This window comes from Legionella sp. PC1000, assembly GCF_014109805.1.
Taxonomy (GTDB): Bacteria; Pseudomonadota; Gammaproteobacteria; order Legionellales; family Legionellaceae; genus Legionella; species Legionella resiliens.
Genome location: NZ_CP059400.1, coordinates 2,896,462 through 2,922,257, shown reverse-complemented (window position 1 = coordinate 2,922,257; position 25,796 = coordinate 2,896,462). Strand labels below are relative to the sequence as shown.

Below are 25,796 nucleotides of genomic sequence, written 5' to 3'. Positions count from 1 at the left end.
ATGCGATCACGCCTTAGTTTCTTTAACGCGTAGCTGCTTTCTCAAATGAGGAAAATGGCTTGTTTTGCGAAAGCGTGTATGTCCAATGCCTATAATTTAAGTAAGCGTTTCATTATAAATGATCTGAATATTTATAGTAAGTTGAAAAAATAAAAGCAAGATAGGGGAATATGAATGATTTTCAAAGAGATTTATTGGTCTATTATGGTTTGTTTATGACATCGGTAGATGATTTTACCTGTAGCCAGCTCAATAATTGTTCCTTCAGCTCCTGAATGTTCTAAATCACATTTATCACTCAAATGTATTTTCAATGCATCGATGTTTTTTCCAGTTATTTTAGAAATAACTATTTCCTCTATTTTCACTATGGCTTCATAGGGATCGTTCTCTATAGGTGAGTTCATATCCTATACCTCCAATTTCCTGCTCCTATATATAGTATAGTGCAAACTGATAATTTTAACTGGCTAAAATACGTAAAAAATTACGCTTGTAACCTAGGCGCAGCAAGGCATTTCTCGGGTTCTGCTGCATAGCCGTCAAGCTAAGTAGAAAGTGGATCTTGTCATTCCTGCGACGGAAGGAATCCATCCATGATTGATGCCAATATAAAACAAATACTCTTAGCTGGACGGCCATGGGTTCTACTGCGCCAAGACTATAAAATATTAGTTACAGAGACTTTTATAAGCAGCAACTAGACTATTGGGATTAGAAACTGGCAAATCTGTATCAGCACTCCACATAATAGCGCCTTTAAGTTGCTTGTCCTGGATAAATCTACATACCGCTTTAACTACTTCAGGTGATTGGTAGCCCACAAATTGTTTCGCTGTTGAATTGTAGAGATAGGATCCGGTAATGAATGAATTGTTATTTTTATCCAAAGCATTCACGTGATACATTTTATAATTGAGTTGATTTACCAATTTATTTACGGCTTTATAAGGTAAAAGACCATCCTGTATTGAATATTCAGCAGCAAAATGGCTGGCCCCGGACCAAGGTTGTTCAAAGCCAGGAAGGGCGGGGTTTTCACCAAACTCTACTCCAGAAAAGCCTCTTCCATAGGCAGCTAAACCTACTTGTAATTTTTCTTTGGGCATTCCGTATGCAAGAACTTGTTCTGTAATGGAATCGGTTGCATAGTTGATTGCAAACTCATCCTTACGGGTAGTATCAGGTTGTTTTAAATAAGCATGAACTGCGGTATAGGGATCACTGCTTTGTGACCAGGGGCCGTGCAAATCATAGGTCATTAAATTGACGCTGTCAGCGTAATTTGCAATTTGTTTAAACCAACCGCCATCAACGGATTGGTTGATTTTTTCCAAATAGTCCTTATTCACGGTAATGGTTACAGAGATATATGCATCCTTGCCCAACGTGTGTCGACTGGCTTTAACTAAATCAAAAAGATGTTTGTAGTCTGCCAATGTGCTTGCATCAGGAGGTAATTGGCCACCAGTTTGCAAATCAATAGGTGGTTCGAAATCATAATCAATTCCCTTTAAATTTTTAAAATGATTCATCCAGGATTTAAATTGATTTAGGAATTTGTCCTGATTGGCAAAGATTGCAGCAAATGTGGCTGTACTGATTCCTTTATTATCTATCGTATTCGCTCCGCCAATCGCAATGATACGTTTTGCGGCATATTTATTGGAATGAATAAAAGCGCCAAAGCTATTGAGTTGTCCTACTCCTTTTTGATCTGTGTAATTAAATAATTCCTTTTGACCGGTGTTGCCGTTCATTTGTACGGAAGTACATGCACCTTGATTTGCGGCGCAAAAATCCAGGAAATTTTTAGTCTCTGGAGGTAAAGGTGATATCCAGGATCCTTCTAAAGGTAACTCACCCCAGAGATCGGCAAAATGCAGTAATCCATCCCAACTGGAAGGGATTTGATACTGTGCCTGGTTTGGATCTTTGCTATTCCATACTTGTAAAAAACTCCAGGCAATGACATCAGCCTTATTAAATTGAGCAACCATTTCTGGATTGGAAACATAGGCTAATTGTCCATAAGGTCGACCATTTTTATAAGCGCCATCATATTCATAAGGATTTTGGCCATACATAGACCAATTGGTGGTGTATAAGGTTAATGTTGCATTGGTCACTGCAGGAATAAGAGAGGCAACAAACATGGTTAATCGCATAATTTTCTTCAAAAAAGTCATTATGATTCTCCAATAGACAAGTGGTTAAATTTTAATACTTGTAATTAATAAGTAACCACTGTCATTTATGACAGGGGTCCTGGAGATCATAAGGTCAATAATTGATGCTCTAATGCCTTAGCTAAAGATTGATATTTATTTTTGGTGCCTAATTTTTTATTGATTTTTTGAATATGAAAATTAATGGTTCGCTCACTGATTTCGAGTCGTTGTGACATCTCTCTAACGGAATGCTGTTCTGCAATCAACAATAAACATTGAATTTCCCGTTGGGTTAAATGAAATGCTTCTTTTTCACTAACCTGATCTAAAAGATGAGTCTGAATGTAATGGTAATAGTGATGTGCTGCAACAAAGAATTCATATTGTGCACAACTATTTTGTAAATTACATTGTTGATGTTGCATTTGTACTAATAACAGAATTGCAAAATTATTATGGGGACCATGAATAGGAATTGATAGACCTGATTCCGCGCCAAATGCTATGGAATCGCTGCGCATTTTACGCTCTGACTCACTGGTTGCTTGTGCCAATTGCTGTTTTAAATTCCAGTAAATCGGTAAATGGTTGTTATATACAAAGTTTAGTGTACTGTCGATGTTATGGTATTGTTCGGCAAGGTAATGTTGATGCCAGGATTTGAAATTGGCAGAACACATATCATATTTTAAGCGATTGGCTGAATTTGGATGGTAGGCATAATAAGTGAATGAAAATGTTGTAATACCTTTTTTATTTAAATAACAACTCAAGGCATAATCACAATCAGTCAGTGAGGATGCTTGAGCTAATTCATTTTCTAATGTAACGAGGAAATCAATCATACTTATTCATCACGCTGCAGGTTATAATGACTAGTACGGTATTTGCTGCAAAAATATAAAGAAAAAAACCGGAATATCCCAATAGGTGTTCTATCCAGCCACTTAATGCGCCAAAAAGTACATAACTTAAAGCCATGAGGGAAGTACAAACGGTATACATTGACATCGGATAATCACTTTCATTGGCAACCTTCAATAGGTATCCCATATAAGTCCCATTGGCTAATCCCACGGAAAATTGATTCAATAAAATAACAAGATAAAGTAGAGGAGTATTTGCATGAAATAAGGGGAATAAAAAGTAAAGTGAATGACCTAGTAGCAACAATATGGTCACATTTTTTAAGCATTTTTCAAGGAGAAAATGCGTAATAAGCCATCCTGACGCAAAAATACCCAGCATCAAGGATATACTCCCAGAAATTCCGTATAGTTGTCCCACCTGATATAAATTGAAACCTAATCCCCCTTTATCGAGCAAAAATAGAGGAATAATCTTCTGCATTTGCGCTTCGGAAAAATTGTATAAAAAAATAAAAAATAAGATAGGATAGAGTGCAGTATTAAAAAGAAGTGTTTTAAAAACTTGGCGATAATTCGGATTAATTGTTTCTTGTTTTGTCTGGGCCTCTGGAATTCTGGCTTTATGATACAGGGTGAGTACAAAACCTATAGCAAACAAGCTGAAAAAAAACATTGGCCACACCTTAAGTTCGTAATTCAAGGCTAAGCTTCCAATAAAAGCCAATAAACCTCCTTTAATGATTAAGCGTCCCATTTGATAAAAGAAACTTCGTAAAGAGACATATCTTTTTTGTTCTTCACTATTTAAATTAAGTAAATAAATACCATCGGAGACAATATCATGAAGTGAGGAAATAAAGGCAAGGGCAGCGAAACTTAATGAACTGATCACAAGAAAATTGGGGTTTTCAACACAAAATGCCAATATTATAAAAAGCAGAGTCACAGTCGCTTGAGTATAAAGCGTTAATTTTTTTTTCGTACCAAGATTTTCCAGAAAAGGAGCAAATAGAGGCTTAATTGTCCAAGGCAGCATGAAGAGACTGGTCAAGAAAGCAGTCTGGGTATTGGTCATTCCATACTGTTGATACATAATGGTTGCGATCAAAGTGACTACCACATAGGGCATACTTTGAAAAAAATAAAGACTGGCTATCCATGGATGACTCTTTGGAGATGCTGAGAAGAACACGTGTTAATTCCAATCTAATGTTGCCCACATTGTACCATAATCGATCAGGAATGAAAAATCGAACTCAATTTATTGCGGATAGGATTGTTGTAGGGGCTCTGCGACAGGAAGTTGATAATCTAAAGCTTTCAATTCTTCTTTCATCTTAGCAATATAGGTATCCAAAGATTGCTGCAGTTCGCTCGGATTTTGAATGGTCAAATTCTTTATTCGCTCTGAAATAAGTAGCATGTCTTTGGCACAAATTGTTTTGATTTTATATTTGAAAAAAATATTCTCATTAATATATGAAATAATTTCTTGCATGTTTGCAGGGATTTTCACTTCAACTATAGGGTTGGCGGAATATAATTCAAGATAGATATGTGCTTTCACCAAATTGGAAATGGCAGGATTTATTAAGAGAGCCAGCTTGTGCAAATGTTCTGAAAGATTCGTTTTAAATGATTTTGTATCCATCAGCCATGCTGCAAGAGAAAAAGAGTTATCTTCCATGCCATAGGCTACATTTGATTGATAGATATATCCTAAAACACCCTTGGATGTTTTTTCACAAGCAAGCATGACATAGGAATGTCCTGGTATGTCGATACGAATAATTTTGGGTAAGTCTTGTTCCAGTTCTTCAATAAGATGTAGTAGGGAAGAAGTTTCTTTCCCGGAGGAAATCATTTCATCCCCTGTTATCATTTTACAAAACGTATTTGCAATATCACCACATCCAACTGGAGCAAAGATGGAATTAGCTATAGAGGTATGGAGTAGTCCATTTTGTTCCATGATCAAAAGAATCTTGACGGTAGATTCCAAATCTATTCCGGATATAGCCAAATAAAGTCGAGCATCAGCCACACTTTTATAGCGGTTCGCATAGGCAGATAATACGAGCTTGCGAAAAACAGAATCAAAATTATCTATTGATGAAAACTCATAAGGAGAAACAGTGAAAAAAACGGATCTGCTGTGCATGAAAATAGAATAAAATTATATATTGTTATACAATACTGCAGCTTTTTGTTATTTGTGGCAAGAATTTTAGTTAACTAAATATATTATGCGCGAACATTATAAATTTTTTAAAGAAGTCAATACATTTAAAGTCCATACCCAAACGATACTAAATCGTCTAAGAAAACTAAAGGACCCTAATTTAGTTAATGCGATTGATCTTGTTATTGATGGACATTTCAATAGTTCCTTTCCTGCCGAGATCGTAACCTTAAATGCTCTTTTAAATCATCCGGAGCAATTTATTAAAAATATAGACTCCGAAGCTAAAGAAGAAATTCAATCCGAAATTAAGGAAATGTTGGCGTGTTTTGTATCTGAATGCCGCGATGAGATAATGTGCGCAAGGGCGGTAGTACGAGTTTAAGAAAGATTGCTTCCTGTTTGGGTAGTTCCCTATTCTATTCTGAACTCTTATTGATTATCATCATCTTCTTCTTCCTCAATCCAGCAATCACTTGGACCTCCAGGAGGCGTTGGACGCCTTGGCATTGGTGTCGGATGAAATGTTGCTTTTTTTTCATTTCTAGTGCTGCGTGTTGCTTCTTTTTCCCGATGGGTGTTGATAATTCGGGTTAGGGTATCAATTAGATTTTGTCCTTTAAATAAGAAAAAAAGATCATTATCCTGGATGGATTCATCTGATTCACATTTGCTAATTATGAATAAATTCGCGTCATTTTTATCATTAAAGTTTGCAATTCCTCTTTTTTCCAAAATAGTTTGTGTCCTAATCATAACGTGGAATGGAAGTTGAATAAGATTAAGATCTCCATTACCTTCTGCAAATTTCGCATAAGCTACAGAAATATTTTCCCGATTTATTTCATGTACTAAATCAGAATCATCATAGAGCCTGAAAATAATTTTTTGTTTTTCCAAATCTGCATTTGCTGATTTTTTCGCAAGAAAGATGCGTGTGTCATTCAATTCCCCAAACTCGGCAATGACTTTTTCTTCACCTCGTGCAAATTGTTCGGTAATTTTATATCGCATAATCCAATCACTTTCTTAGAAAGAATGAGGTCACCTATTTGCTATTCCTTAAAAATATTGTATAGCTATGGCAATCTATAGTAAAACTGCAAAATGTTAAACTGATGTTGTAATGGTACTTGGAATTGGTTTTAAGTTTTTCACGTAAACATGCATCTGTTGCCGGGTAATATAACTGTCCCTTTTTGTCAATCGTAGATTGAAGAATGATTACTTCAGGCTTTATTTTCATCACCTCGTCACATTGCCACTGATACATATCTGGATGGAAGCTCATCGCTTTATTGTTAAGACAATATGAGTCTAAAAAATTCAAATTACTTCGATAACCAATGAGACCCACATCACCCAATGCCACCCATGAACCTTGGGGTATATAACGATCTAACCAGTCTGCAACACGTTCTCTTAATACTTCCCCTTGTTGGGGATTGATAGTAAAAGTACGATACGCTTTTAAACTCATTGCTGGGATGAAAAAAAATGCGATATTTCCCGCAATAATATATAAAGTAAATGCATAAACTTCATTCCTTTCTGGTAGATACTTGTCAAGAAAGCGCATTAATCCTTGTAAAGCAAGAGGAAGAATTAACGCAAAAGCAGGTAGAAATAAACGATTGAAGTATGCTGAAAGAGGATCGGCATTCAATAAAAGCAGCAAATAAATAAGTGATGGCAACCAAAAAAAGTAAAGAAGTTTATCTTTTGACTTATAACTCGCCGCAGCAGCAAGGAGTAAAAAAGGCCAGGCAAAACGTAGATAAGACCAATCTAATTTATAGATAAACTCATTGCTGAAGCCTTTGCAATAAATGGGATTGGGAAGTAACCGGCCAAAATAATGCCATCTCCAGAAAAAATAGGGCACAAAAATTCCAGCGAATACTAGCCCACTTAAAAAAAGATGCCAGTAATATGTTTTAAAAAAGGATGGACGATCCCAAAGTGCTAACATATAAAATAGAAGAGCGAGTATAGGGGCTTCAGGACGTGTTAATGCGGCAAATGCAAAAAATAGCCCCGAAAAAACTAAAAACAAGGGTTTTGATTGGGTGCGTATTGCGGGGAATAGGGTATAACCTATTCCCCGCAATAAAAAAAACAAGGCAAAGCAAATAAATGCTTGGTAAACTGCTGTCTCCATGCCACTCACAGCCCAGAAAATTTGCCCCCGATACATTAACAGCCAAAAACAAGGAATAAGTGCAAACCACATTGAGCATAATAATCGGGACAAACAATATACTGCACACGTTGTAAACGCCAATCCCAAAAAACCTGCCACTTTTAATAAAAGAATAGGATTTAAATTTAAAGCCATTCCTGCAGCAGACAGCAGAAGAAAACTAAAACTGGAATATCCTTCTACCGGGGCTTCTCCACGATTCCATAACAATCCACTTCCACTAATCCAATGTTTGGCATAACGTAATGGGATATAAACATCATCAATAATAAACGACCAGGCAGCATGGGACTGTAAAAGAAGAAAGTAAGCACCAACACACAGTATGAGTAGTATATATAGTTTTTTAGACATTAAAGTTCATCGATCCCGTATGATACAAAGTTATCCATAAATCTCATTATTCTAAATTTGTATGCGGAGATAATTGGCTTTCAATAATAGTAGAACAAAAAGTATAAAAATCGTATCCTTTTGATGCTTTATTTCTTAAACGTTTATTCATTCTCTATGCATTGGAGCAGCATTGATGGGCTTTAGAGCCTCTATGCTATGTTTGGGGTAACGACGTTATAGCGTGAATGCTTACGAAAACCTCTAATCAACATGTTCCTTAGTGAAGGCATGAATTTCTGGAATAATAATATTACGGAATTTCTTGCCGTTGAACAATCCATAATGACCTACTCCTTTTGCAAGGAAATATTTTTTCATGGAGTCCGGTAAATTTTTACATAAACCCAGCACTGATTTTGTTTGTCCTACGCCTGTGATGTCATCCCGCTCACCTTCAATTGCTAAAATAGAGGTGTTCTGTATATCCTGTAAACGTACGTTATGACCACGCGATTTGTATCGACCAGTTGTTAACAGTTTTTCTTGAAATACGGTATTTATTGTCTGCATATAAAATTCAGCAGTCAGATCCATGGTAGAAAAATATTCAAGGTAGAATTTGATTATCTTGAAAGCTGCCTCCTTTTCATTTTCCCCGTAGCGATCAACCGCTTTTTGCAATGATTCCATATGACGTTGAAAATTCATACTCATAAAACCCGCAAGTTGCATAAATCCCGGGTAAACAAGACGCATCGCACCAGGAAAACGAGAAGGTACAATCGAAATTACATTTTGTTGGAACCAGTCATCTCCTCTGGAAGACGCTAACTCATTTACTGATGTGGGAGATTGATTCGTATCAATTGGTCCTCCAAGTAATATCGCTGTACGCGGTAGATTGGGCGAATTATTGGTGGACATAAGCGCAATTGCAGCTAAAACAGGAACCGTAGGCTGGCAGACTGCCATAACATTCAAATTGGGTGCAAGTAAATTTAAATAAGAAATGATGTACTCGATGAACTCATCCAAATCAAATGAGCCTTCAATTAAAGGGACATCGCGCGCATTTTTCCAGTCCGTGATATAGACATCATAAAAAGGAAGTAAATTTTTCACGGTATCACGTAATAAGGTTGCATAATGGCCAGACATTGGTGCAACTACGAGCAGTTTGGGTAAATTCAGCCGTTCCCCATTTACTTTTTTAAAACGAATCAGATTGCAAAAACTTTTCTTGTGTATTAGTTCTTCTTGAATATCATAATATTCATCTTTGATTTTAACTTCGTTAATATCAAATTTTGGTTTATCATATACATTGGTAACCATATGAAATATATAAGAATATCCGGATAATCTACGAAAATGACCTGAAGTTGCATCCAATATTTTTTTCAATCCACTTTGCTCATCATCTGACATATAAGGAATGCGAACAGGTAAATTAATGTTGTCAGAAATTCTGCGAAAGCGTTTTGCCATATTGTCAAAATAATCTGAGTAAGGTTGAAGTAAACGCATATTAAAATCGTAGATATTGTAAAGATACCGATTATCAAGAGGATTAAACATTTACATGCCTCGCATTTTAGGATGATTCAACTGGAATGGTGGATTACAATATTAAGTAATATACACAAAATTATAAAATAGCAAATTCTCTCATTTTGTGTTTCCCCAACACTGAGAATAATAATAGCAGTCCCTTATTTCCTCATGAATCATGGTTGCCGGTTTTCCTGCTTTAAATTGATAGATAAGCATCTTGGCGCTGACAAGACGTTGTTGAAGAAGCGCCACCAGGGAATGTGAATTTTTTTCTGCTTTACCATAAAACTCAGCATTTAAATGGGATTTCAATTCATCGGCGTGTAATGAAGAATCTAAAGTAATTGCGTTGAATGACTGTATTAATGCTTCTTCTAATAAATGAGGGTTTTGATTCATATTTTTCTCAGCTACTGTAATTGCCTCACAAAAACCTTCAAGCATGGAGCGGCTAATTGGATCTTTTTCAGACATGTTGAATAAATCAGAAATTACTGTATGAGGAAGTAGAGGCGCAACTAATTTATCAAAGGGGAGAGCAAAACCATGACGGTAATGATCACGATAGTTCTGTCCAAAAAATGAGTAACTTATTTTTTTAGCCGGAGAAAAATCAGGATCATCCAATGCTAAAGTATCTGCATGCCGTCCTTTGTAACTCAGAATACCTGCACAACCAAAATCAACAATGGCGGCTCGCTTTACAGCATTACTATCCATGCAATAGCCAGAGTTGAGTAATTTAGAATTTAATAAATCCCATAAATTAAAAACTAAAGCTACGGCATACAATTGACCTAGAATTCTTGCTTCTTCTGATGTGAGTGATAGATGAGCACGTTTGGGTAAATATTCTCGTTCGAATAAAGGTTCTGATTTGACTGCTTCTTTTTTTGCTAAAAATTCGGAAAAACTGTTTATGAATTTAGAAATGACGCCGATTGACTTATCTTTATCAACATAAAGATAGTTTTCGGGGACAACTAAAATACCCTCAAACATTTTTTTTGCCATAAGAGGAATTAAAACCTCAAGAAAAGCACTTTCAAGTTTGATTGAGAAAATATGTTCCATTGTATCAAATGAAGGATTTTTCAGTTCCTCATTAGAAAGATATCCTTTAAATACATCTTCTACTGTTAGGGGATCCGGTTTTTTGATCAGATAATAAGCACCAAATTGATCGCATAATATTCTTTTTTCCGTGATTCCCTTTGATAAAGAGGATGCAATTTTCTCTGGCAACTCGTCTTTTTTTACCTCTACTAGCTCAATATTAGGATGAAGCTTTGGCATGATTCATCTCCCACGAAAAACTCAATAAATGTCATTTGTTATTGATTTTCAGTTGAATACTAAAGTTATTTTTGAGTAAAAAATGCTTTATTATTTCCATCTTATTACACAAAGAAAGAAAAAGGCACTATTTTATCTTGTTTTTGAGAAGTGAGTGAAGTGTAGACTGTTAGAGTGTTGAAAGATCTAATTTAATTTCTTCAATATTATCTGTATTGGCCATGAATTTTATATTTGAAATAAAATATGTTCTATTCAATTCAGACCAAATCACATCATTGGCTGGAATGTGATTTGGCTATGGGCGATTGCAGAACTCAATTAAGCACTCATATATTGACCGCCATTGATATCTATATTAGAACCCGTAATAAATCCCGCTTCTTCACTTACTAAAAATGAAACTGCATTGGCAACTTCTTCGGGTTTACCTAGTCGTCCTACCGGGATACTGCTTGTGATTTTATCAAGGATGTCTTTTTTCAAAGTAGTGACCATGGATGTTTCAATATAACCAGGGGAAATGGTATTTACAGTGATTCCTTTATTTGCAACTTCCAGAGCCAAGCTTTTTGAGAATCCAAATAATGCAGATTTTGTTGCCGCATAATTGCATTGACCCAATTGTCCTTTTCGACCATTAATTGATGAAATACACACAATACGCCCGTAATTATTCTCAATCATGAAGGGCAGAACGTTACGTGTAATATTGAAAGTGCTTGTTAAATTTGCATCAATTATCTGTTGCCAATGGTGAGGTTCCATTTTTTTTAAGCTGACATCGCATGTGGCCCCTGCGTTATTTATCAGGATGTCAATGCGGCCAAAGCGCTCAATAATTGAATTGGTGAGTGTTTCACAATCAGAAAAATTGATTAAATTTGCAAAAAGAATTTCAATATCATACCCTGCTTTTTTTTGTGCAGTTTGCCATTGCAATACTTCATCATGTTTACCATTTTTAAAGTAACACGCAACAACTTTATAATTCGCTGCGAGACGACGGCAAATTGCAGTACCTATTCCTCCTGTACCTCCAGTAACAACTGCTATTTTTCTATCCATGAATAGAATCTCCCGATGAAATTGGATATTGGCTTTCTTTATGCTAGATTAAGCGTTTCGATATTATTCAAAATTTTATCGTAATATGACTAGTTAGTTTTTACCTTGGAAGGCGCTATGGTAAACCCTAATAAACTAAAATTCACGAAAATGGATAGAAAAGCGGTTAAATCTGTTAAAGTGGTCGAAGAGTTTTTCGTAATGCAGGAATTGCTTTAATTAAGAAAAATTAACCGTTTATATTGGGGATAGCCGCATTGTGCTTTCTAATTATTTTAGTATTATTTAACCAAGGGAATTGATATGGGTTTTGCTAATGTAGCTGTTTTTGTAGTAGATGATGATCCTGAAATTTGCCAGTCATTTCGTTGGTTATTTGAATCAGTAAATATCCCAGTAAAAACTTATGAAAATGCCAAAGCCTTTCTGGATAGTTATGATGCGACACAAAAAGGATGTTTAATTATCGATGTGCGTATGCCTATCATGAGCGGACTGGAGTTACTGGAACATATTAATACTTTAAGAACTCAACTCTCAGTAATCATGATCACCGGATACGGTGATATTCCAATGGCTGTGCGAGCTATGAAGGCTGGAGCTGCTGATTTTATTCTTAAGCCGGTAAATCACCAGCATTTGCTGGAAATTACGCAAAAATGCCTTAAAAAAATTCACACTAATTCCATCCAGTCTCAATCTGATTTCTATCAACGCCTGGAACGCTTAACCAAACGTGAACGACAGGTTATGGATTTAGTCATTGAAGGGAAATTAAACAAACAAATAGCTCATGAACTTGATATATCTATATCTACGGTAGAAGTCCACCGCGCAAATGTTATGCGAAAAATGGAAACTAAAACTTTGGCAGATCTCATAAAAATTAATCTGTTTCATGCTTTTCCTAATACTGAGTTCAATGTTTTAGCGAGGCTTGATGGCTAGATATGCTTTCGTGTTAAATTGTTTGGTAAAACGAGACACTTCAATCCCAAAATTCTAAATAGCTCCTGAATACTATAGAGTGAGAAATAAACACAATGATGGAATAGTTTCTTATATGGATAAAGAGTGATATTATTCAGAGTTTTTCACATACAGGCGAATGAATTATGTCAAAATTTCCGCTTAAAACCCCTGCTGAGCTGCGCCGATACTTTAATCAACAAAGCTTGGATAAACTAATCGAAATTAACCACTCTTACGAACCGCATTTCGTGTCTCTGGATAATCGAGTTGATGAACTCAAAAAGGTTTTGAATGAGGCTGGAACGCGCAGGGCTTACTTTATAGGACGGCAAAAGGCTCACCTAAAGACTTATGAAGCAACCGCAATCCATGAAGAATCATACCAATCAACTCGCAACGAGGTGCTCATGGAAACGAATCAAACCGATCGAAATCTAGGATTAAAAGCAATGGGTATTTCTCCTATGGAGATGTATGAATATGAGGAAAGGAGTATCAGTGAAGAAATATCAAAAACATCTGATGAAATTAAGCGCGCGAATGATGCTATTCTGGTTTTAGAGCAAAAGAAAAGAACTGCTGTTTCTGAATTAAGAATTTTAAATGATGTTATCAAAGAAAAGAGACAACCCATGCCTGGACCCACCATGAATCAATTGGGATTTTGATATTAAGTTCTCTTTGAGGTACAAATAAAACGAGATTGAAAGTATTCAATAATTCATCAAGCTTATTGAATACTTTGCCCTAGGTTTTTAGTTTCAAACTTACAATAATAGGAAGAAAGGCTACTCTAAAATATCCTGAGTATAAATAAAATTGTTCCTTGCTTTATTCATAAGGATCTTAAATTGTTGTAGGTGTTTCTCAGTTGCTGGTGTGGAATGGAGAACAAATTCAGAAACACATAATGCAAATATGAGCCTGCGTATATCCCAAATTGTTTCCTGAAAAATATCAATTCGTTTTTTGGTTTCAGGGCTGATTTTAACTTCCAGTTTTAAATTTTCAGAACTAATTGCAATGGGGGCACAATTTTTAATTACTTGACTTCGTAGTTTTTCAACAAAAATAAACGTATTAATTTTTTCTGTCCGACACTTAATTATTTCCTTAACGATTTTGTTAAAAAAATTATAAACAATCATCTGGTGAAATAAATAGAGTTTTTGTGAATAACGATAAGCTTGAAATAAAAAATAATCACCTACTAGAACAATAAAAATACCGATTAAGGTACAGATGCCGCGATTCACTACCATTTCAAATGGGCCTGCAGGTGAATTCGCATCAGTAGTTTGCGCTAATAGCAAAAAAACTACAACAGTAATGAAAAATACACTAATATCGTAGCGGCGTGTGTTTAATGCTGAAACAGATAATCCAATGATGCAAATAATAAATACGACAGGGATTAATCGATAATTTAACTGCATTAGATAAATTAAAGGAATCAAAATCAACAAAGCGGCAAAAGTTCCACCAATACGATGAACAGCTCGTCTGATAATAAGCCCGGGTTCAATTCCTGCGCTAATCACCAGAACCGTGAGTAAAACCCAAAATTTATGAGGTATCGTTGAAAATAAATAAATCAACATGGCAACCATAAACATAATTGCCAGTTGAGTAAAACGTGCATAATCAAGTTTCTTTTTCAGTTGTGTCGCAGAAAGCATAATTTATTCCAACGGATAAATGCTTGTTGTAAGCAATGCATAACGTAATGCTGTAATTTTGTTTCTGGTTCTATGGGCATTGTGGGCGTGCCGCATTGTGTATACGTTTGCATATTGAGCCTAAGCCAACGGAGATTATTTTTTATACCGTACCAAAATATCTCATTCTTTGCCTCATAATATAAATTATCTAATGCGTGTTGGATATTTCTTATGTGTACCGAAATACGACACGCTTGCATGATGTATTTTTTAGGAAGCATTCGTCGATAGTTTCGTACCATTCCCAAATGAAGAATCTCCTCTCCTGTAGGACTGTTATTATTCTGATTTATGGCAGAATCAATATCTTCCTCAAGGTATTGAATAAATTTTTGCATGGCCCTGTTCCATACGATTAAATAGACATTGGGGAAACATTTCAAACTAATGAATACAAAGATCATCGCTAATGAAGTTGATGAAATAAAACCATATGCGACTTCAAGGTTAGCAGGTGGCTCTGTGCTCAAAACTACAGCTCCAGTTGCTATAAGCAACATGATTAAATTTTTTAGTGCATAGAAATATTTTAATACACAGAAATAAGTTACTGTGAAGGCAAACACTGAATAAAAGAAAAAGATGCCACGAAATGGATAGACAAGATAAAAGGATACACTGATGAGAATAATTGCAATGCCAATAAAAAACAGCAACCACTCTTTTTCTTTAAAAGTGGTGAGTACTGGGGCTTCATACATGCCAACCAAAAGAAAGGGAGCAAAAAAAGTAAGGAAACTGACAGGTTGAAACAACCAATAAACATATACTTCTATAGTCGCAACAAAGAGACACTTATATAGAGTAATTCGTTGTAATGCGTAGGGATCAACTTCATCAAGCCATTGCTTAAACTTTGATATAGACATAGGCACTTGTCCCAAGGCGCAGCGGGTAATGAGGATCAGGATCGGTGATTCGAATGATCACGGGAAGTCTTTGTGGTAATAAGATCCATTGATTTTCATTGATGACATTTTGTAGCTGAGTACGGTTGTCTACTAATTGTCGATTAGCCGACCAATAATCTGAATCAATTACACCATGAAACATTTTTCTTCCCAGATACATTCTGGGAAATATCAATACTTTTGCGCCTTTACGCACATGCCCCAAATCCGTTTCATTAAAATTTGCTTGAATGTAAATATTATCTACATCCACTAAAGAAAAAAGAGGTTGATTAATATTTACTGGTGTTCCAATACTAAAAAACAAATTTTGAATAATCCCATTACATTGTGCGTATACATTGGTTTGTTCCAAATTCACTTTGGCATTTTTTAATCGTGCGTGAAGGGATTTAATTTCATTTTCTTGTGCTTTCATTTGATGTTGAACAATTTCCAACTGTTTTAAAGCGGCATCCCATTTATATTGAGCAGCTTTTGTTTCTTGTTGGGAATTTTGTAAGGTAATAAGAGAGACCGATTTTAACGCGTAGCCTTTAGAATATTTTTGATCATCCTGTTTGAGCCTGATGTAGCTTTTTTGCTCGTTTTCACTGAGTTTGAGATCCCGCTCATAAGTGCTTTTTAACGCAGCTAATTGTGCCTCGGCACCTGCCAAATCCGCACTAAGTTGTTCCACCACATATATATAGGGTTTTTGAAAGACAGTGAAAAGCTTTTGTCCTTTTGTAACAATTTCTCCATTTTGCACATAAAGGTCTGTGATATAGCCATTCGCAAGCGCTGCGACGGGGCGTACGTTATTGACGACAAATGCATTATCTGTGAAAGGGAATAAATAAGAAAAAATATAAATAATGCTCGTTACAATACCAATCAAAATGACGACATTGGCTATGGTAAACCAGTGTTTTAATCGAACAAATCCCTGTTTAACGTGTAGACGATATCTGCGTAAATGTATCATAAATATAAGTTACCGTTAAAATTCCATACTTAACCAAATTCCTGGCTGCACACAGGTTATTCCTAAGAGCTATTAGAGTGACTATTGAGTATATGCATATCCACCCGCCAAGTCTTGATATAAAATAACCAATGACATAACAAGTTCTAACTTGGCCAGATTTGTTGAGAGCGCCAAGTTATCCAAATAGATTTTGCTTTGTAATAATTCTTTATAAGAAATTAATCCTGTTTTTAACAATCCTTGTTGTAATTTGTATTTGTGGCGATAATCCTTTTCGGCACCTAAGTAAGCCATAAATTTTTCATTCATGCGTCTGTTGGCAGAATAGTCATTATCGACTTCTTTTAGAATCCGCCTGACTGTTTTATTGAATTCAGCAGCTTTTGCATTATAGGCGCCTTTACTTGCCGCAATTTTTCCTAAGGTACTGGGGGCAAGCGTCCAATTGACGTAAGCATCAGTTGTGTCAGCAAAAGTACTGTTTGGCAAATCTACTTCACCGATAAAATCATCTAACTGAATTCCGGGGAAAAAATCACTGTAGGCAACTTTAATACCTGCATGAGCGGTCTTTAAGGCATAGAGTGCCATTTTCAAATCAGGACGATTGTTTAATACTGTAGCGGGTAAGCTGCCTGGTTTAAAACGGGAAAAATCTATTTTGGCGAAATTATTTTTATTGTTTATCCTGCCAGGATTTGCATTGATCAAATAACGAAGCGCATTTTCACTGAGCACAATGTTATGCAAAATAGGTTTAATTTGTGCGGCAATCAGACGCTCATCAGTTTGCAACTGGGCTAGGGCAATTTCATTTTCTAAACCAATTTTAATGTCCCCTTGGCTCAATTTAATTAATGACTTCAAGTCACTATCTAATTGTTGCAATAATCTTAATTGTTCTAATTGCGCAATTAAGGTGAAGTAAGCTGATGCGATTTGGCCAATTAATGCCAGGCGCATTCCCTCAATTGCAGCGTGGTAAAATTGAACATTGTATGTGGCTTGCTTCTGTTGCGCACAAAGCTTCATAATGTTCACAAAATAATAGGGCCATATCCCATAAAATGCACCGGGCGCTCCAAGGGCGGGATTGGTAGAGTAGCCAGCAAGTATTTGTACTAGAGGAAGCCAACTGAGCTTGACTTGCTTCAATTCACCTTGTGCTTGTTGTAAGTTTCCTATGGCAATGTGAATGTCCATGTTGTTATTCAAGCCAGCTTCAATCAATTGATTCAATTCTACATCATGGAACTGTTGCCACCAAGCAACATAAGGTAAATCGGCCATGGGTTTGTAATCCTTTGTACTGGAAGGAAATTTAGCTGGCAAAACGATTTGCTGTGCAACACGTTTATTGCAGCTTGACAATCCTACTACCAAGAATATCAAGAACAGTATTTTCTTTAACATGAATCGATCATCGTCTCGAGCAGAAATGTATTTCTCATGTTTATTTACAGTAGGTTATGTTGTCAAAGGTTATTCATTATATTCCTTGAAATGATTAGGGTTAGTCAACAATTGCTAATAATGAATACTTAATTAAGCGTTCATTCATTCCAAGTCGAATCACTTAAATGCTCATCCATTGCTTTACCTGGGGCACATTCTTTGGAGAAATAACCATCACGGCGCTTGAGGTAAACATCATTATAGTAATCAAGAGCATTTTGTTTGGCGATATTATCTGGAACTCCAAGTAGGCGTGCGGTGCGATAATTTCTTTGTACTGCCTCACATTCGGTTTTTGCTTCATTATATTCACCGCGTGCGTGCATGCTTTCATGGGTTAGAATATTTAGCGTGATGATTTCATCCAAAGTTGCACGCTCAGGATGACTCACATAATCCATCAAGAGTGAGCATTTGGGATATTGGATAACAATATATCCAGTTTTGGGGTCCGCATGACCATAAACTCTTGGTTCTTCATCGAAAAGTGTGTCAAATAAAGTATTGCAGTGTACTTTTGCAGGATGATTTTCGGCTAATTCACTCGCAATTTCTGTTAAAAAATGTTCAAAACGCCAGTGATGAAAAGGAGGCCACGCAAATAACAAAGCCAAGATCAGCGATACGGTGAGATAGCCTTTGGATATGGGTAAGTGACCAGTGAGTTCTCTGTAAACTAGCCAGAAGAAAAATAGTGAAATCAGCGCCCAGAGCATGATGGTCCTTTGAAAAATGAGATCAATATTGGTTAACCTTAATCAAAAGAAGCAAATAATTAATCGAGATGATCTAGTGGAAGAGCAGTTGTTTCACAAATAGTTCTTAATATAAAACTTGATTGGACACTCGTTACTCCATTGATACGTGTTAGCTTATCTAATAAAAAAGATTGGTATGCATTTAGGTCGGGTACAATTACTTTTAATACGTAATCTGCGGATTGACCTGTGATTAAATAACATTGAACGATTTCAGGAAGAAAACGCACCGCTTCTTCAAACTGATTCATCACAGCGGGTTGGTGACTATTTAATCCAACTAAAACAATCACGGCTAATTTTAAACCTATTTTTTCGGGTTCAAGAAGAGCCACTTTTTTCTTTATGTATCCATTATCTTCCAATAATTTCACACGGCGGAGGCAAGGAGAAGGGGATAAGGCAACCATGTCTGCGAGCTCTTGATTATTGATTTGGCAATTTGATTGAAGTATATCAAGTATTTTTTTATCAGTGCGGTCCATAGTGTTTAAAAATAACATGAATTTTTTATATTTTAGCATTTAAATCTAAAAAATCATTAAAAATTGAAATTTTAATTCAAATTAATTCAATAAAGACTTATATTTGCAATAAAATTTCAAAGAAAATGAATTAAAATATGCGTTAATGCATAGGTTATAGCCATTGTGCGTATATTAGCTGCTTGTTTTTTTGAGGATTTTTATGTCTACATCACGAGTTGTTGCCTGGTTTGTATGGATTATTGCGTCAATATTTTATGCATACCAATATGTTCTTAGAGTGATGCCCAATATTATGATGAATGATATTACGTCGCAATTTCATATCGATGCGACGGTTTTTGGGCAGTTTTCTGGTGTTTATTATCTTGGTTACTCTTTAATGCACTTGCCGATTGGGATCATGTTGGATCGTTTTGGGCCAAGAAAAGTAATGACAATATGCATTTTGCTCCCTGTTATTGGATTGCTGCCGCTTATTTTTGCTGATCATTGGTTCTATCCGCTTGCAGGAAGGGCATTAATTGGTATTGGATCTTCTGCTGCCATTTTGGGAACATTTAAAATCATACGTATGGCTTTTAAAGAGCAGCATTTTTCCCGGATGCTCAGTTTTTCGGTGATGATAGGACTTATCGGTGCTGTCTATGGTGGAGGACCTGTAAGTTACATGTGTCAGGCAGTGGGTTATAAAATGGTAATTGAAGTGTTTATTGCTATTGGTCTCATACTGGCTTGCATAACCTATTTTATTGTGCCTGATGAAAAACCGACTTATCACACATCAGTCCTTTCCAATATTAAAACGGTTTTTACCAATAAAAAAGTAATCTTGATTTGCTGTTTTTCCGGATTGATGCTCGGACCTCTTGAAGGTTTTTCTGATGTATGGGGATCTGGCTTTTTAAAACAAGTCTATGGTTTGAATACATCAACAGCAAACTACTTGCCTTCAATGATCTTTATAGGAATGTGTTTCGGATCGCCGATTTTAAGTTTAATCGCAGAAAAAACGGGGTATTACCTGGGAACAATCATTGCAGCTGGAATAACCATGTGCGTGGTCTTCACCGCACTTGTTACAGGTATGTTAACAGTATCCAGCATTACCATATCGTTTATATTGGTTGGAATGTGTTGCGCTTATCAGATTTTGGCGATTTATACAGTTTCTACTTACGTTCCTGAGCATCTTGCTGGCTTGACGACCGCGATTGCTAACATGATAATCATGATTTTTGGCTATGCGTTCCATACAGTAATTGGTTATGTAGTCAATGCAAATGGTGGTATTCGTGAAGCGAGTGCTTTTATTTACGGGGTAGGGGTTATCCCGATCACGCTGGCAATGGGAGTTATCGGTTTTCTGTTCGTTGCATATCGAGAGAAATATGCCGTATCAAAGCTCTATCCAGTAGGGTCACCAAGTTAAGGCAAGGTAGGTTGGGTCGTTTGACCTGAGGTATCATCAGTTTTTTATTTAAAATTTTCTCTACGTACTGCTTAAATTTCTCTATGTACTGTTTAAATTTCTCTACATACCGCGCTTTATGCGCGGTATCCATAACGAGATTTTAAGATGCGGTTGAGCATTCCTATAGCAAGATCCCCTGGATACCGCGCATAAAGCGCGGTATGTAGGTGAAGAAATAAGCGCGGTATGTAGGCGAAGAAATAAGCGCGGTAGGTAGGCGAAGAAATAAGTGCGGTAGGTAGGCGAGAAAATTAAGTGCGGTATGTAGACGAAGAAATAAGTGCGGTATGTAGGCGAAGAAATAAGTGCGGTATGTAGGCGAAAAAATTAAGCGCGGTACGTAGACGAAAAAATTAGTGGAGGTCAAAAGCTGACGTTACCTCAGGACAAAATTGCCCTCAATCTACTAGCTGTACGTGCTGAGTAGAATGAATGCCCTGATTAAGAAAAAACAATGTCAGGCTGAACTTGTCCAATCCAGCCTTTATCTAAATAAATGTTAAAAATCAACCATATCCAAAACAATTTTAAGTACAGAGATAGGGTTGGAAAATTTATCGATATCAGCTACTATTTAAGTGTAGTTGACATGGTAGATGGTTAACAATTCTCTTTGCAATTCATTTTAAAAACGGGCCGTTAGCTCAGCTGGTAGAGCAGGAGACTCTTAATCTCTTGGTCATAGGTTCGAACCCTATACGGCCTATCAATAAACTCAATGAGTTATAAAAAATAATCGCGGGGCGCATTTTAACTCCAAGTGCGACAATCCTTTTGTCACGGTTTTTTCTCACAGCGTATGGTTTATCCGTGGAGTATTATCCGTTTTGTTTTCAAATCCAGGTTTTGTAAACATGCTGTTTTCCGTTAATGCAGAGGAGACTGGCGTGGGAGGATTCAATGTAACAGTAATCTGTTCCTGGCAATCGAATTTCTTTAAAAAATGGTTTACAGAAATAAAGACAGAATCCGTAAAGGTAGTTTTTACTCCAAAATTGCTGAAATAAGCTTCTTCATCGTCTTGACAAATTCTTTTTAAATTAAGAACGAATTCTTGTATTTGTTCCTGGGATAGCCATTGCCCTTTCCCAAATTTTTCCTTTGCTGTGGTGCTCCATTTTCTAGCTGGTTGCAACCAGTCTTGCAGGGAGTACTCTTCATCATAAGCTTGTAAAATGCGGTAGAAGTTCTGATTGTTTACACATTCTTTTTGAATCATAAAGTAATGAAATACACCCCCACCCAGTTTAAAAACAGCAACTGCTGAACGAGAATCATTAAAAAAACCAAGGATATCTAAGAATTCGTTATTACTAGAATTTATATTGGTGAAATCAGCTTGATTATAATAAATTTCTTTTGCTTTTTTGTCATATAGTGGTGAATATACAATGATGTCCTGACAGTCGCTCAACTCCACTGACATACAAAAATCCAGTGCTTGATTATTTTGGACGTTATATTTCATGATTACTCTGCTCCAAGAAGTCCGGAAAATTATACCTGAGCTGTGTACTCATTTCAATCAAAATGATCTAAATTCGATATTTCGGGATACCCAGCCAAGCCAAAGTGACTTGGACTGATTTTAATATTTAATTAAACGTTCCTAGAGACTGAATGATTTATATCGATTGCTCAAACTCTTCTAATTCAGTTTGATCAAATGAATTATGGACTGTTGTAAAAATTGCATCAACGTCTTTAATTGGATTTCTTTTAGCAGCTAAATCCCAGTTTAATTGTCGATAAGTTGACTTAAAATATATATGTTTTGAATTTTATAAGACATCGATTTTTTAATGTAATGGCCAAATCCACAATAGAGCAGGGACTCCTATTACTACAATAATGATTTCAAGAATAAGTCCTAAGCGAGCATAATCAAAAAAGTGATAACCTCCTGGCCCCATGACCATCGTATTATTTTGATGAGCAATAGGGGTGAGGAAAGAACAGGATGCGCCGATTGCAACAGCCATTAAAAAAGTATCTATATTCACATGTGCGGAGCGTGCAATATTAAGGGCAATTGGTGCCATGACTATGGCAGTTGCAGCATTATTCATGAAATCTGACAGGGTCATGGTTACAATCAAAACTGCAATCAGTGCAACTACTGGCGAATGCTGGCCAGCTATTTGAATAAAGGCATTTGAAATAAGGTCTGCAGTTCCAGTGGTTTCAATGGCTCCCCCAATTGGAATGATGGCCGCCAATAATAACAGCACAGATGAGTCAATGCTCCGATATAAGTTGTGCAGCGGCATGGCTTTAAAAATAACCACCGCAAGCACGGCACAAAGAAAAGAAATAGTAATAGGTAAAACCTGTAGCGCTGCTAAAATAATGGCTGCAACATAAAATAATAAAGGCAAAAGGTTCTTTTGTGATAATCCAATCTTGACGTCACGTTCGGCTAGGGGTAAAAGTCCCAGATCGACAATTGTTTCGCGTAAGGTTTCAACATTTCCTTGCAAGAGTATTACATCTCCTGCAGCGAATCGAATATCATTTAATTTTTGTCTGAAGGAAATACCTTTTCTTGAGAGGGCAAGCAAATTAATGGAGTGACGATAACGAAGGTTGGCCATGGCCGCAGAGCGACCTACCATGTTGGAGCCAGGGGGAACAACTGCCTCCATGATAATAATGTCGCTATCTGATAATTTTTTTGAGGAAAATGGTTTATCTCCCGCTAATATGAACTGGCTTGATTCGAGAATTTTTTCCAAGTTATCGGGTGACGCTTCTATGATTAAAATATCATTTTTCCGGATAATGTCTTTCTTACTAAAAGAAAATTTTTTCTTACCTCTGTGACTCATAGCAATGAGATCAAAATCAGCTTGGGTTCCTGCCAGAAACTCTTTGATAGTTTTATCGCAAAATGGAGAGTTTTTTAGAACTTTGATTTCCGTCATGTAATCTGACATTTGGAATAAATCATCTGTTTTGTTATTTTTTTGCCGTGACGGAACAAGTCTCCATCCAATCAACGAAATAAACAGTATGCCAAAAAATGCAATGGCTAGTCCAACAGGAAAAAAATCAAACATGGTGTAAGGGGTGCCGATGATTTCTTCTCTGTAAGATGAAATCAGCAAATTAGGCGGCGTACCAATGAGGGTCATCAATCCCCCGAGGACTGAACTGAATGCAATTGGCATTAAGATAATAGAAGGAGATGTCTGTTGCTTAATAAAAGATTGAATGGCGATTGGCATCATGAGTCCCAATGCTCCGACGTTATTCATAAATGCCGACATAATTGCAATAGTGGTTGTAAATAAACTGATGTGAAGAAGCGGTTTTTTAAATAAAAATTCTAGTTTGGTTAACAAGACATTTAACACTCCAGATTGTGTAATAGCGTAAGTTAAAATCATGACACAACCTACTGTAATGACAGCGGGATTGCTAAATCCGGAAAAAGCTTGTTTTGCTGGTACTATGCCTGTTAATACCGATAAAACTAATGCAAATAATGCGACGAAATCATAACGCCAATACCCCCACACAAATAAAGCTATTGTAATAACTAATATAATAAACAAAATAAGAGGTTGATACATTTTGCGATCCTGCTTTTTCCGTTGACAATAGCGAGTCCTTCAATTAAGGAAAATTTCATATGTTCACGTATTTCTTCGTACGCACAGCTTTTTTATTCTTTTTGCTTAGCATCTCATAGCCAAATTTTTGGATTATTCTTACCCAATCTATTATTCTGTACTCTATCTTGAGAAAATAATCCTAGTGCCAGCAGAAGTATATTTCTAATCGGTTTCGAATATTTATTCAATATATTACCCATGTTTTATAAACTGAGTATACAACATCAGATGCTGAAAATTCTTTAGTTAGACTAGTCAAATCAGTTGTCATCTCAATATAACAGCAACTAATTAAACGTGATATCTTTGCATATTTCAATCTAAAAGTTCTGTTTCATATACCCATTCTTTTAATTAAGGAAATATTGCTCATACAGGCTTAAAAGTTTTTTATGATCCTCTTCAATAGAAAGGCTTTTATTTGCCACGTCTTTTAGCGATGTTGCATAAGATATTAAAATAATTTTATGTTGTTGATTCGTTATGTTTTTATGTATCGATACAATCATTTTCATCATATGGAATGTCGTATTTCTATCTCTACATACATAAGGTTGAACTCTGTTAAATACAAGGTCACAAAATTCTGGAAACGTAATTGGCTTTGTAATTAATCGTAATTTATTCTTTGTATCACAGCGATACGCAGAAGGCTGATTGATCTTTGATAGTTTTTGTATACTCGATTGCAGCCAATCCAAACAATTCATTGCGGTGAACGGATCATTAATACCAGGTGATAACGCCCGAGCTATAATTTCGACCATTTCATCTACAAGAAAGAGTGGGTCTTGCTCCTGATTACGTTTATGACCCAATGCGAATGCATCAATACATTGTTTACAGATGAAGTCGTCAATTGTTTGAGACGAATAAATAACTAATAGTGTTGAGTCTTCAGTTATATAATCTCCAGGTCTAGCTTCTAACTGAATAATTAAATCATTTTTTGTGGCGATATCAATAAGAGAGTTTCCATCTAAAATGCGAATATATCCTTGGTTGGGGGCAACAACAGTCGTTTTTTTTAGAGTATTTTGAGTTAAGTTTATTGATAGATTAGCATTTTCATTACCTATATTCATAGGAAATTGGGAGTTTATTTGGCGATTTAGTTCTTCACCTACTTGAGCAATTACATTGGACATATTAATACTTTCAGGAATGTGATGAATAAAATAAATCAAAACGAGGATACTGCTTAGAGTTAGGATAATAGCAACAAGTAACGATATCTGAGGGATAAAAACTAATTCATCAGCTTGTGGAATATCATTTTTATTTGCATTAAAAAGAGCCAGTAAAATAAACAGACAGAATAAGAAGGTGGCAATAAAAGTTCCGAGTGTAATTTGGTTTGCCCTATCCCTCATGAAATTTGTAGTGAGACGAGGACCTATCTGGCTTCCAGCAAAAGCTACTGCTACAATTGTCATAGAAAAAGTAACTCCTGCTACAGTAATCATGGAAGTGGCAATTGAGGATAAAATAGTTCGGGCCCCCTCAGGATTACTTGCATGAAACCAGCCCCATCTTTCTAGCCAATTCCAATCAAATAAGTAGTCCAGGCGTAATGTTAAAATGGATAGCAATAAAGAAACCACACACATAAGTAGAGGAATATACCAATAGCTTGCACGTAATTCTGAAAAGAAGTTCAATAGTTTTGATTTCATTAATGTCCCTTTATGAAAATTATGGCTTTACTTTTTTTGCCACAGTAGAGAGTACCTTTGAGTCATTATATATTAAAT

General features: G+C 36.1%; 23 protein-coding genes and 1 tRNA gene. 5 read left to right on the top strand and 19 right to left on the bottom strand.

All coding sequences use genetic code 11. From position 1 onward, the window contains the following. Positions 1–191 precede the first annotated feature (191 nt). The 5 genes from FOLKNPGA_RS12740 to FOLKNPGA_RS12720 form a co-directional block, all read right to left on the bottom strand. Entirely contained in the window at positions 192–407 is a 216-nt protein-coding gene (locus FOLKNPGA_RS12740; protein WP_182350259.1) for a hypothetical protein, read from the bottom strand. 264 nt (positions 408–671) lie between these two features. Continuing rightward, entirely contained in the window at positions 672–2,189 is a 1,518-nt protein-coding gene (locus tag FOLKNPGA_RS12735) for a glycoside hydrolase family 18 protein (RefSeq protein WP_182350258.1), read from the bottom strand. 86 nt (positions 2,190–2,275) lie between these two features. Further along, positions 2,276–3,016: a LuxR family transcriptional regulator gene (locus tag FOLKNPGA_RS12730; RefSeq protein ID WP_182350257.1), complete on the bottom strand. Its 741-nt coding sequence runs from the start codon at positions 3,014–3,016 to the stop codon at positions 2,276–2,278. Continuing rightward, on the bottom strand, positions 3,009–4,232 hold the full coding sequence (locus tag FOLKNPGA_RS12725) for an MFS transporter (RefSeq protein WP_232891229.1): 1,224 nt from the start codon (positions 4,230–4,232) through the stop codon (positions 3,009–3,011). Before FOLKNPGA_RS12725 ends, FOLKNPGA_RS12730 begins: the two co-directional genes overlap by 8 nt. Positions 4,233–4,301: 69 nt before the next feature. Continuing rightward, positions 4,302–5,201 (bottom strand): hypothetical protein, encoded by a 900-nt coding sequence (locus tag FOLKNPGA_RS12720; protein WP_182350256.1) that lies wholly within the window; start codon positions 5,199–5,201, stop codon positions 4,302–4,304. A gap of 85 nt (positions 5,202–5,286) precedes the next feature. Here FOLKNPGA_RS12720 and FOLKNPGA_RS12715 point away from each other — a divergent pair, with 85 nt between their 5' ends. After that, positions 5,287–5,607 carry a hypothetical protein gene (locus FOLKNPGA_RS12715; RefSeq protein WP_182350255.1) on the top strand — a complete coding sequence of 107 codons (321 nt, stop codon included), beginning with the start codon at positions 5,287–5,289 and terminating at the stop codon, positions 5,605–5,607. A 47-nt stretch (positions 5,608–5,654) separates the two neighbouring features. On the opposite strand, the gene FOLKNPGA_RS12710 is transcribed toward FOLKNPGA_RS12715, so the two are convergent. The 5 genes from FOLKNPGA_RS12710 to phbB form a co-directional block, all read right to left on the bottom strand. After that, entirely contained in the window at positions 5,655–6,236 is a 582-nt protein-coding gene (locus FOLKNPGA_RS12710; protein ID WP_182350254.1) for a hypothetical protein, read from the bottom strand. Between the two features lie 34 nt (positions 6,237–6,270). Then, positions 6,271–7,779: a protein LphB gene (locus FOLKNPGA_RS12705; protein ID WP_182350253.1), complete on the bottom strand. Its 1,509-nt coding sequence runs from the start codon at positions 7,777–7,779 to the stop codon at positions 6,271–6,273. Positions 7,780–8,022: 243 nt separating this feature from the next. Then, a complete protein-coding gene (phaZ, locus tag FOLKNPGA_RS12700; RefSeq protein ID WP_182350252.1) occupies positions 8,023–9,339 on the bottom strand; it encodes a polyhydroxyalkanoate depolymerase in 1,317 nt (438 codons plus the stop codon). Positions 9,340–9,429: 90 nt separating this feature from the next. Beyond that, complete coding sequence (locus tag FOLKNPGA_RS12695; RefSeq protein WP_182350251.1) at positions 9,430–10,611, bottom strand: hypothetical protein; 1,182 nt, start codon at positions 10,609–10,611, stop codon at positions 9,430–9,432. A gap of 321 nt (positions 10,612–10,932) precedes the next feature. Continuing rightward, complete coding sequence (gene phbB, locus FOLKNPGA_RS12690) at positions 10,933–11,679, bottom strand: acetoacetyl-CoA reductase (protein WP_182350250.1); 747 nt, start codon at positions 11,677–11,679, stop codon at positions 10,933–10,935. Between the two features lie 303 nt (positions 11,680–11,982). Here phbB and FOLKNPGA_RS12685 point away from each other — a divergent pair, with 303 nt between their 5' ends. Both FOLKNPGA_RS12685 and FOLKNPGA_RS12680 read left to right on the top strand, forming a co-directional pair. Beyond that, positions 11,983–12,627, top strand: coding sequence for a response regulator transcription factor (locus FOLKNPGA_RS12685; RefSeq protein WP_182350249.1), 645 nt, complete (start codon positions 11,983–11,985; stop codon positions 12,625–12,627). 167 nt (positions 12,628–12,794) lie between these two features. After that, positions 12,795–13,319 carry a hypothetical protein gene (locus tag FOLKNPGA_RS12680; RefSeq protein WP_182350248.1) on the top strand — a complete coding sequence of 175 codons (525 nt, stop codon included), beginning with the start codon at positions 12,795–12,797 and terminating at the stop codon, positions 13,317–13,319. 120 nt (positions 13,320–13,439) lie between these two features. Here the strand turns inward: FOLKNPGA_RS12680 and FOLKNPGA_RS12675 are convergent, their stop codons facing one another. The 6 genes from FOLKNPGA_RS12675 to FOLKNPGA_RS12650 form a co-directional block, all read right to left on the bottom strand. Beyond that, a complete protein-coding gene (locus FOLKNPGA_RS12675; RefSeq protein WP_182350247.1) occupies positions 13,440–14,330 on the bottom strand; it encodes an FUSC family protein in 891 nt (296 codons plus the stop codon). Beyond that, a complete protein-coding gene (locus FOLKNPGA_RS12670) occupies positions 14,309–15,241 on the bottom strand; it encodes a hypothetical protein (protein WP_182350246.1) in 933 nt (310 codons plus the stop codon). The genes FOLKNPGA_RS12675 and FOLKNPGA_RS12670 overlap by 22 nt, the downstream gene beginning before the upstream one ends. Next, positions 15,222–16,250 (bottom strand): HlyD family secretion protein, encoded by a 1,029-nt coding sequence (locus FOLKNPGA_RS12665; protein ID WP_182350245.1) that lies wholly within the window; start codon positions 16,248–16,250, stop codon positions 15,222–15,224. The genes FOLKNPGA_RS12670 and FOLKNPGA_RS12665 overlap by 20 nt, the downstream gene beginning before the upstream one ends. Positions 16,251–16,331: 81 nt before the next feature. Next, a complete protein-coding gene (locus FOLKNPGA_RS12660; RefSeq protein ID WP_182350244.1) occupies positions 16,332–17,666 on the bottom strand; it encodes a TolC family protein in 1,335 nt (444 codons plus the stop codon). A gap of 140 nt (positions 17,667–17,806) precedes the next feature. Continuing rightward, positions 17,807–18,424, bottom strand: a complete 618-nt coding sequence (locus tag FOLKNPGA_RS12655) for a hypothetical protein (RefSeq protein WP_182350243.1) — start codon at positions 18,422–18,424, stop codon at positions 17,807–17,809. A 59-nt stretch (positions 18,425–18,483) separates the two neighbouring features. Then, positions 18,484–18,951, bottom strand: a complete 468-nt coding sequence (locus FOLKNPGA_RS12650) for an Lrp/AsnC family transcriptional regulator (protein ID WP_182352856.1) — start codon at positions 18,949–18,951, stop codon at positions 18,484–18,486. A 202-nt stretch (positions 18,952–19,153) separates the two neighbouring features. On the opposite strand from FOLKNPGA_RS12650, the gene FOLKNPGA_RS12645 reads away from it, so the two are divergent. Both FOLKNPGA_RS12645 and FOLKNPGA_RS12640 read left to right on the top strand, forming a co-directional pair. Then, positions 19,154–20,383: an MFS transporter gene (locus FOLKNPGA_RS12645; RefSeq protein WP_182350242.1), complete on the top strand. Its 1,230-nt coding sequence runs from the start codon at positions 19,154–19,156 to the stop codon at positions 20,381–20,383. 675 nt (positions 20,384–21,058) lie between these two features. Beyond that, positions 21,059–21,131, top strand: a tRNA-Lys gene (locus tag FOLKNPGA_RS12640). A gap of 84 nt (positions 21,132–21,215) precedes the next feature. Here FOLKNPGA_RS12640 and FOLKNPGA_RS12635 read toward each other — a convergent pair. The 3 genes from FOLKNPGA_RS12635 to FOLKNPGA_RS12625 all read right to left on the bottom strand — a co-directional run bounded on the left by FOLKNPGA_RS12635 (position 21,216) and on the right by FOLKNPGA_RS12625 (position 25,718). Then, entirely contained in the window at positions 21,216–21,893 is a 678-nt protein-coding gene (locus FOLKNPGA_RS12635) for a hypothetical protein (protein WP_182350241.1), read from the bottom strand. Positions 21,894–22,224: 331 nt separating this feature from the next. Beyond that, a complete protein-coding gene (locus FOLKNPGA_RS12630) occupies positions 22,225–24,000 on the bottom strand; it encodes an SLC13 family permease (protein WP_182350240.1) in 1,776 nt (591 codons plus the stop codon). A 392-nt stretch (positions 24,001–24,392) separates the two neighbouring features. Further along, the gene (locus FOLKNPGA_RS12625; protein WP_182350239.1) at positions 24,393–25,718 is read right to left on the bottom strand and encodes a DUF2254 domain-containing protein; all 1,326 of its coding nucleotides are present in this window, start codon (positions 25,716–25,718) and stop codon (positions 24,393–24,395) included. Positions 25,719–25,796: the final 78 nt, after the last annotated feature.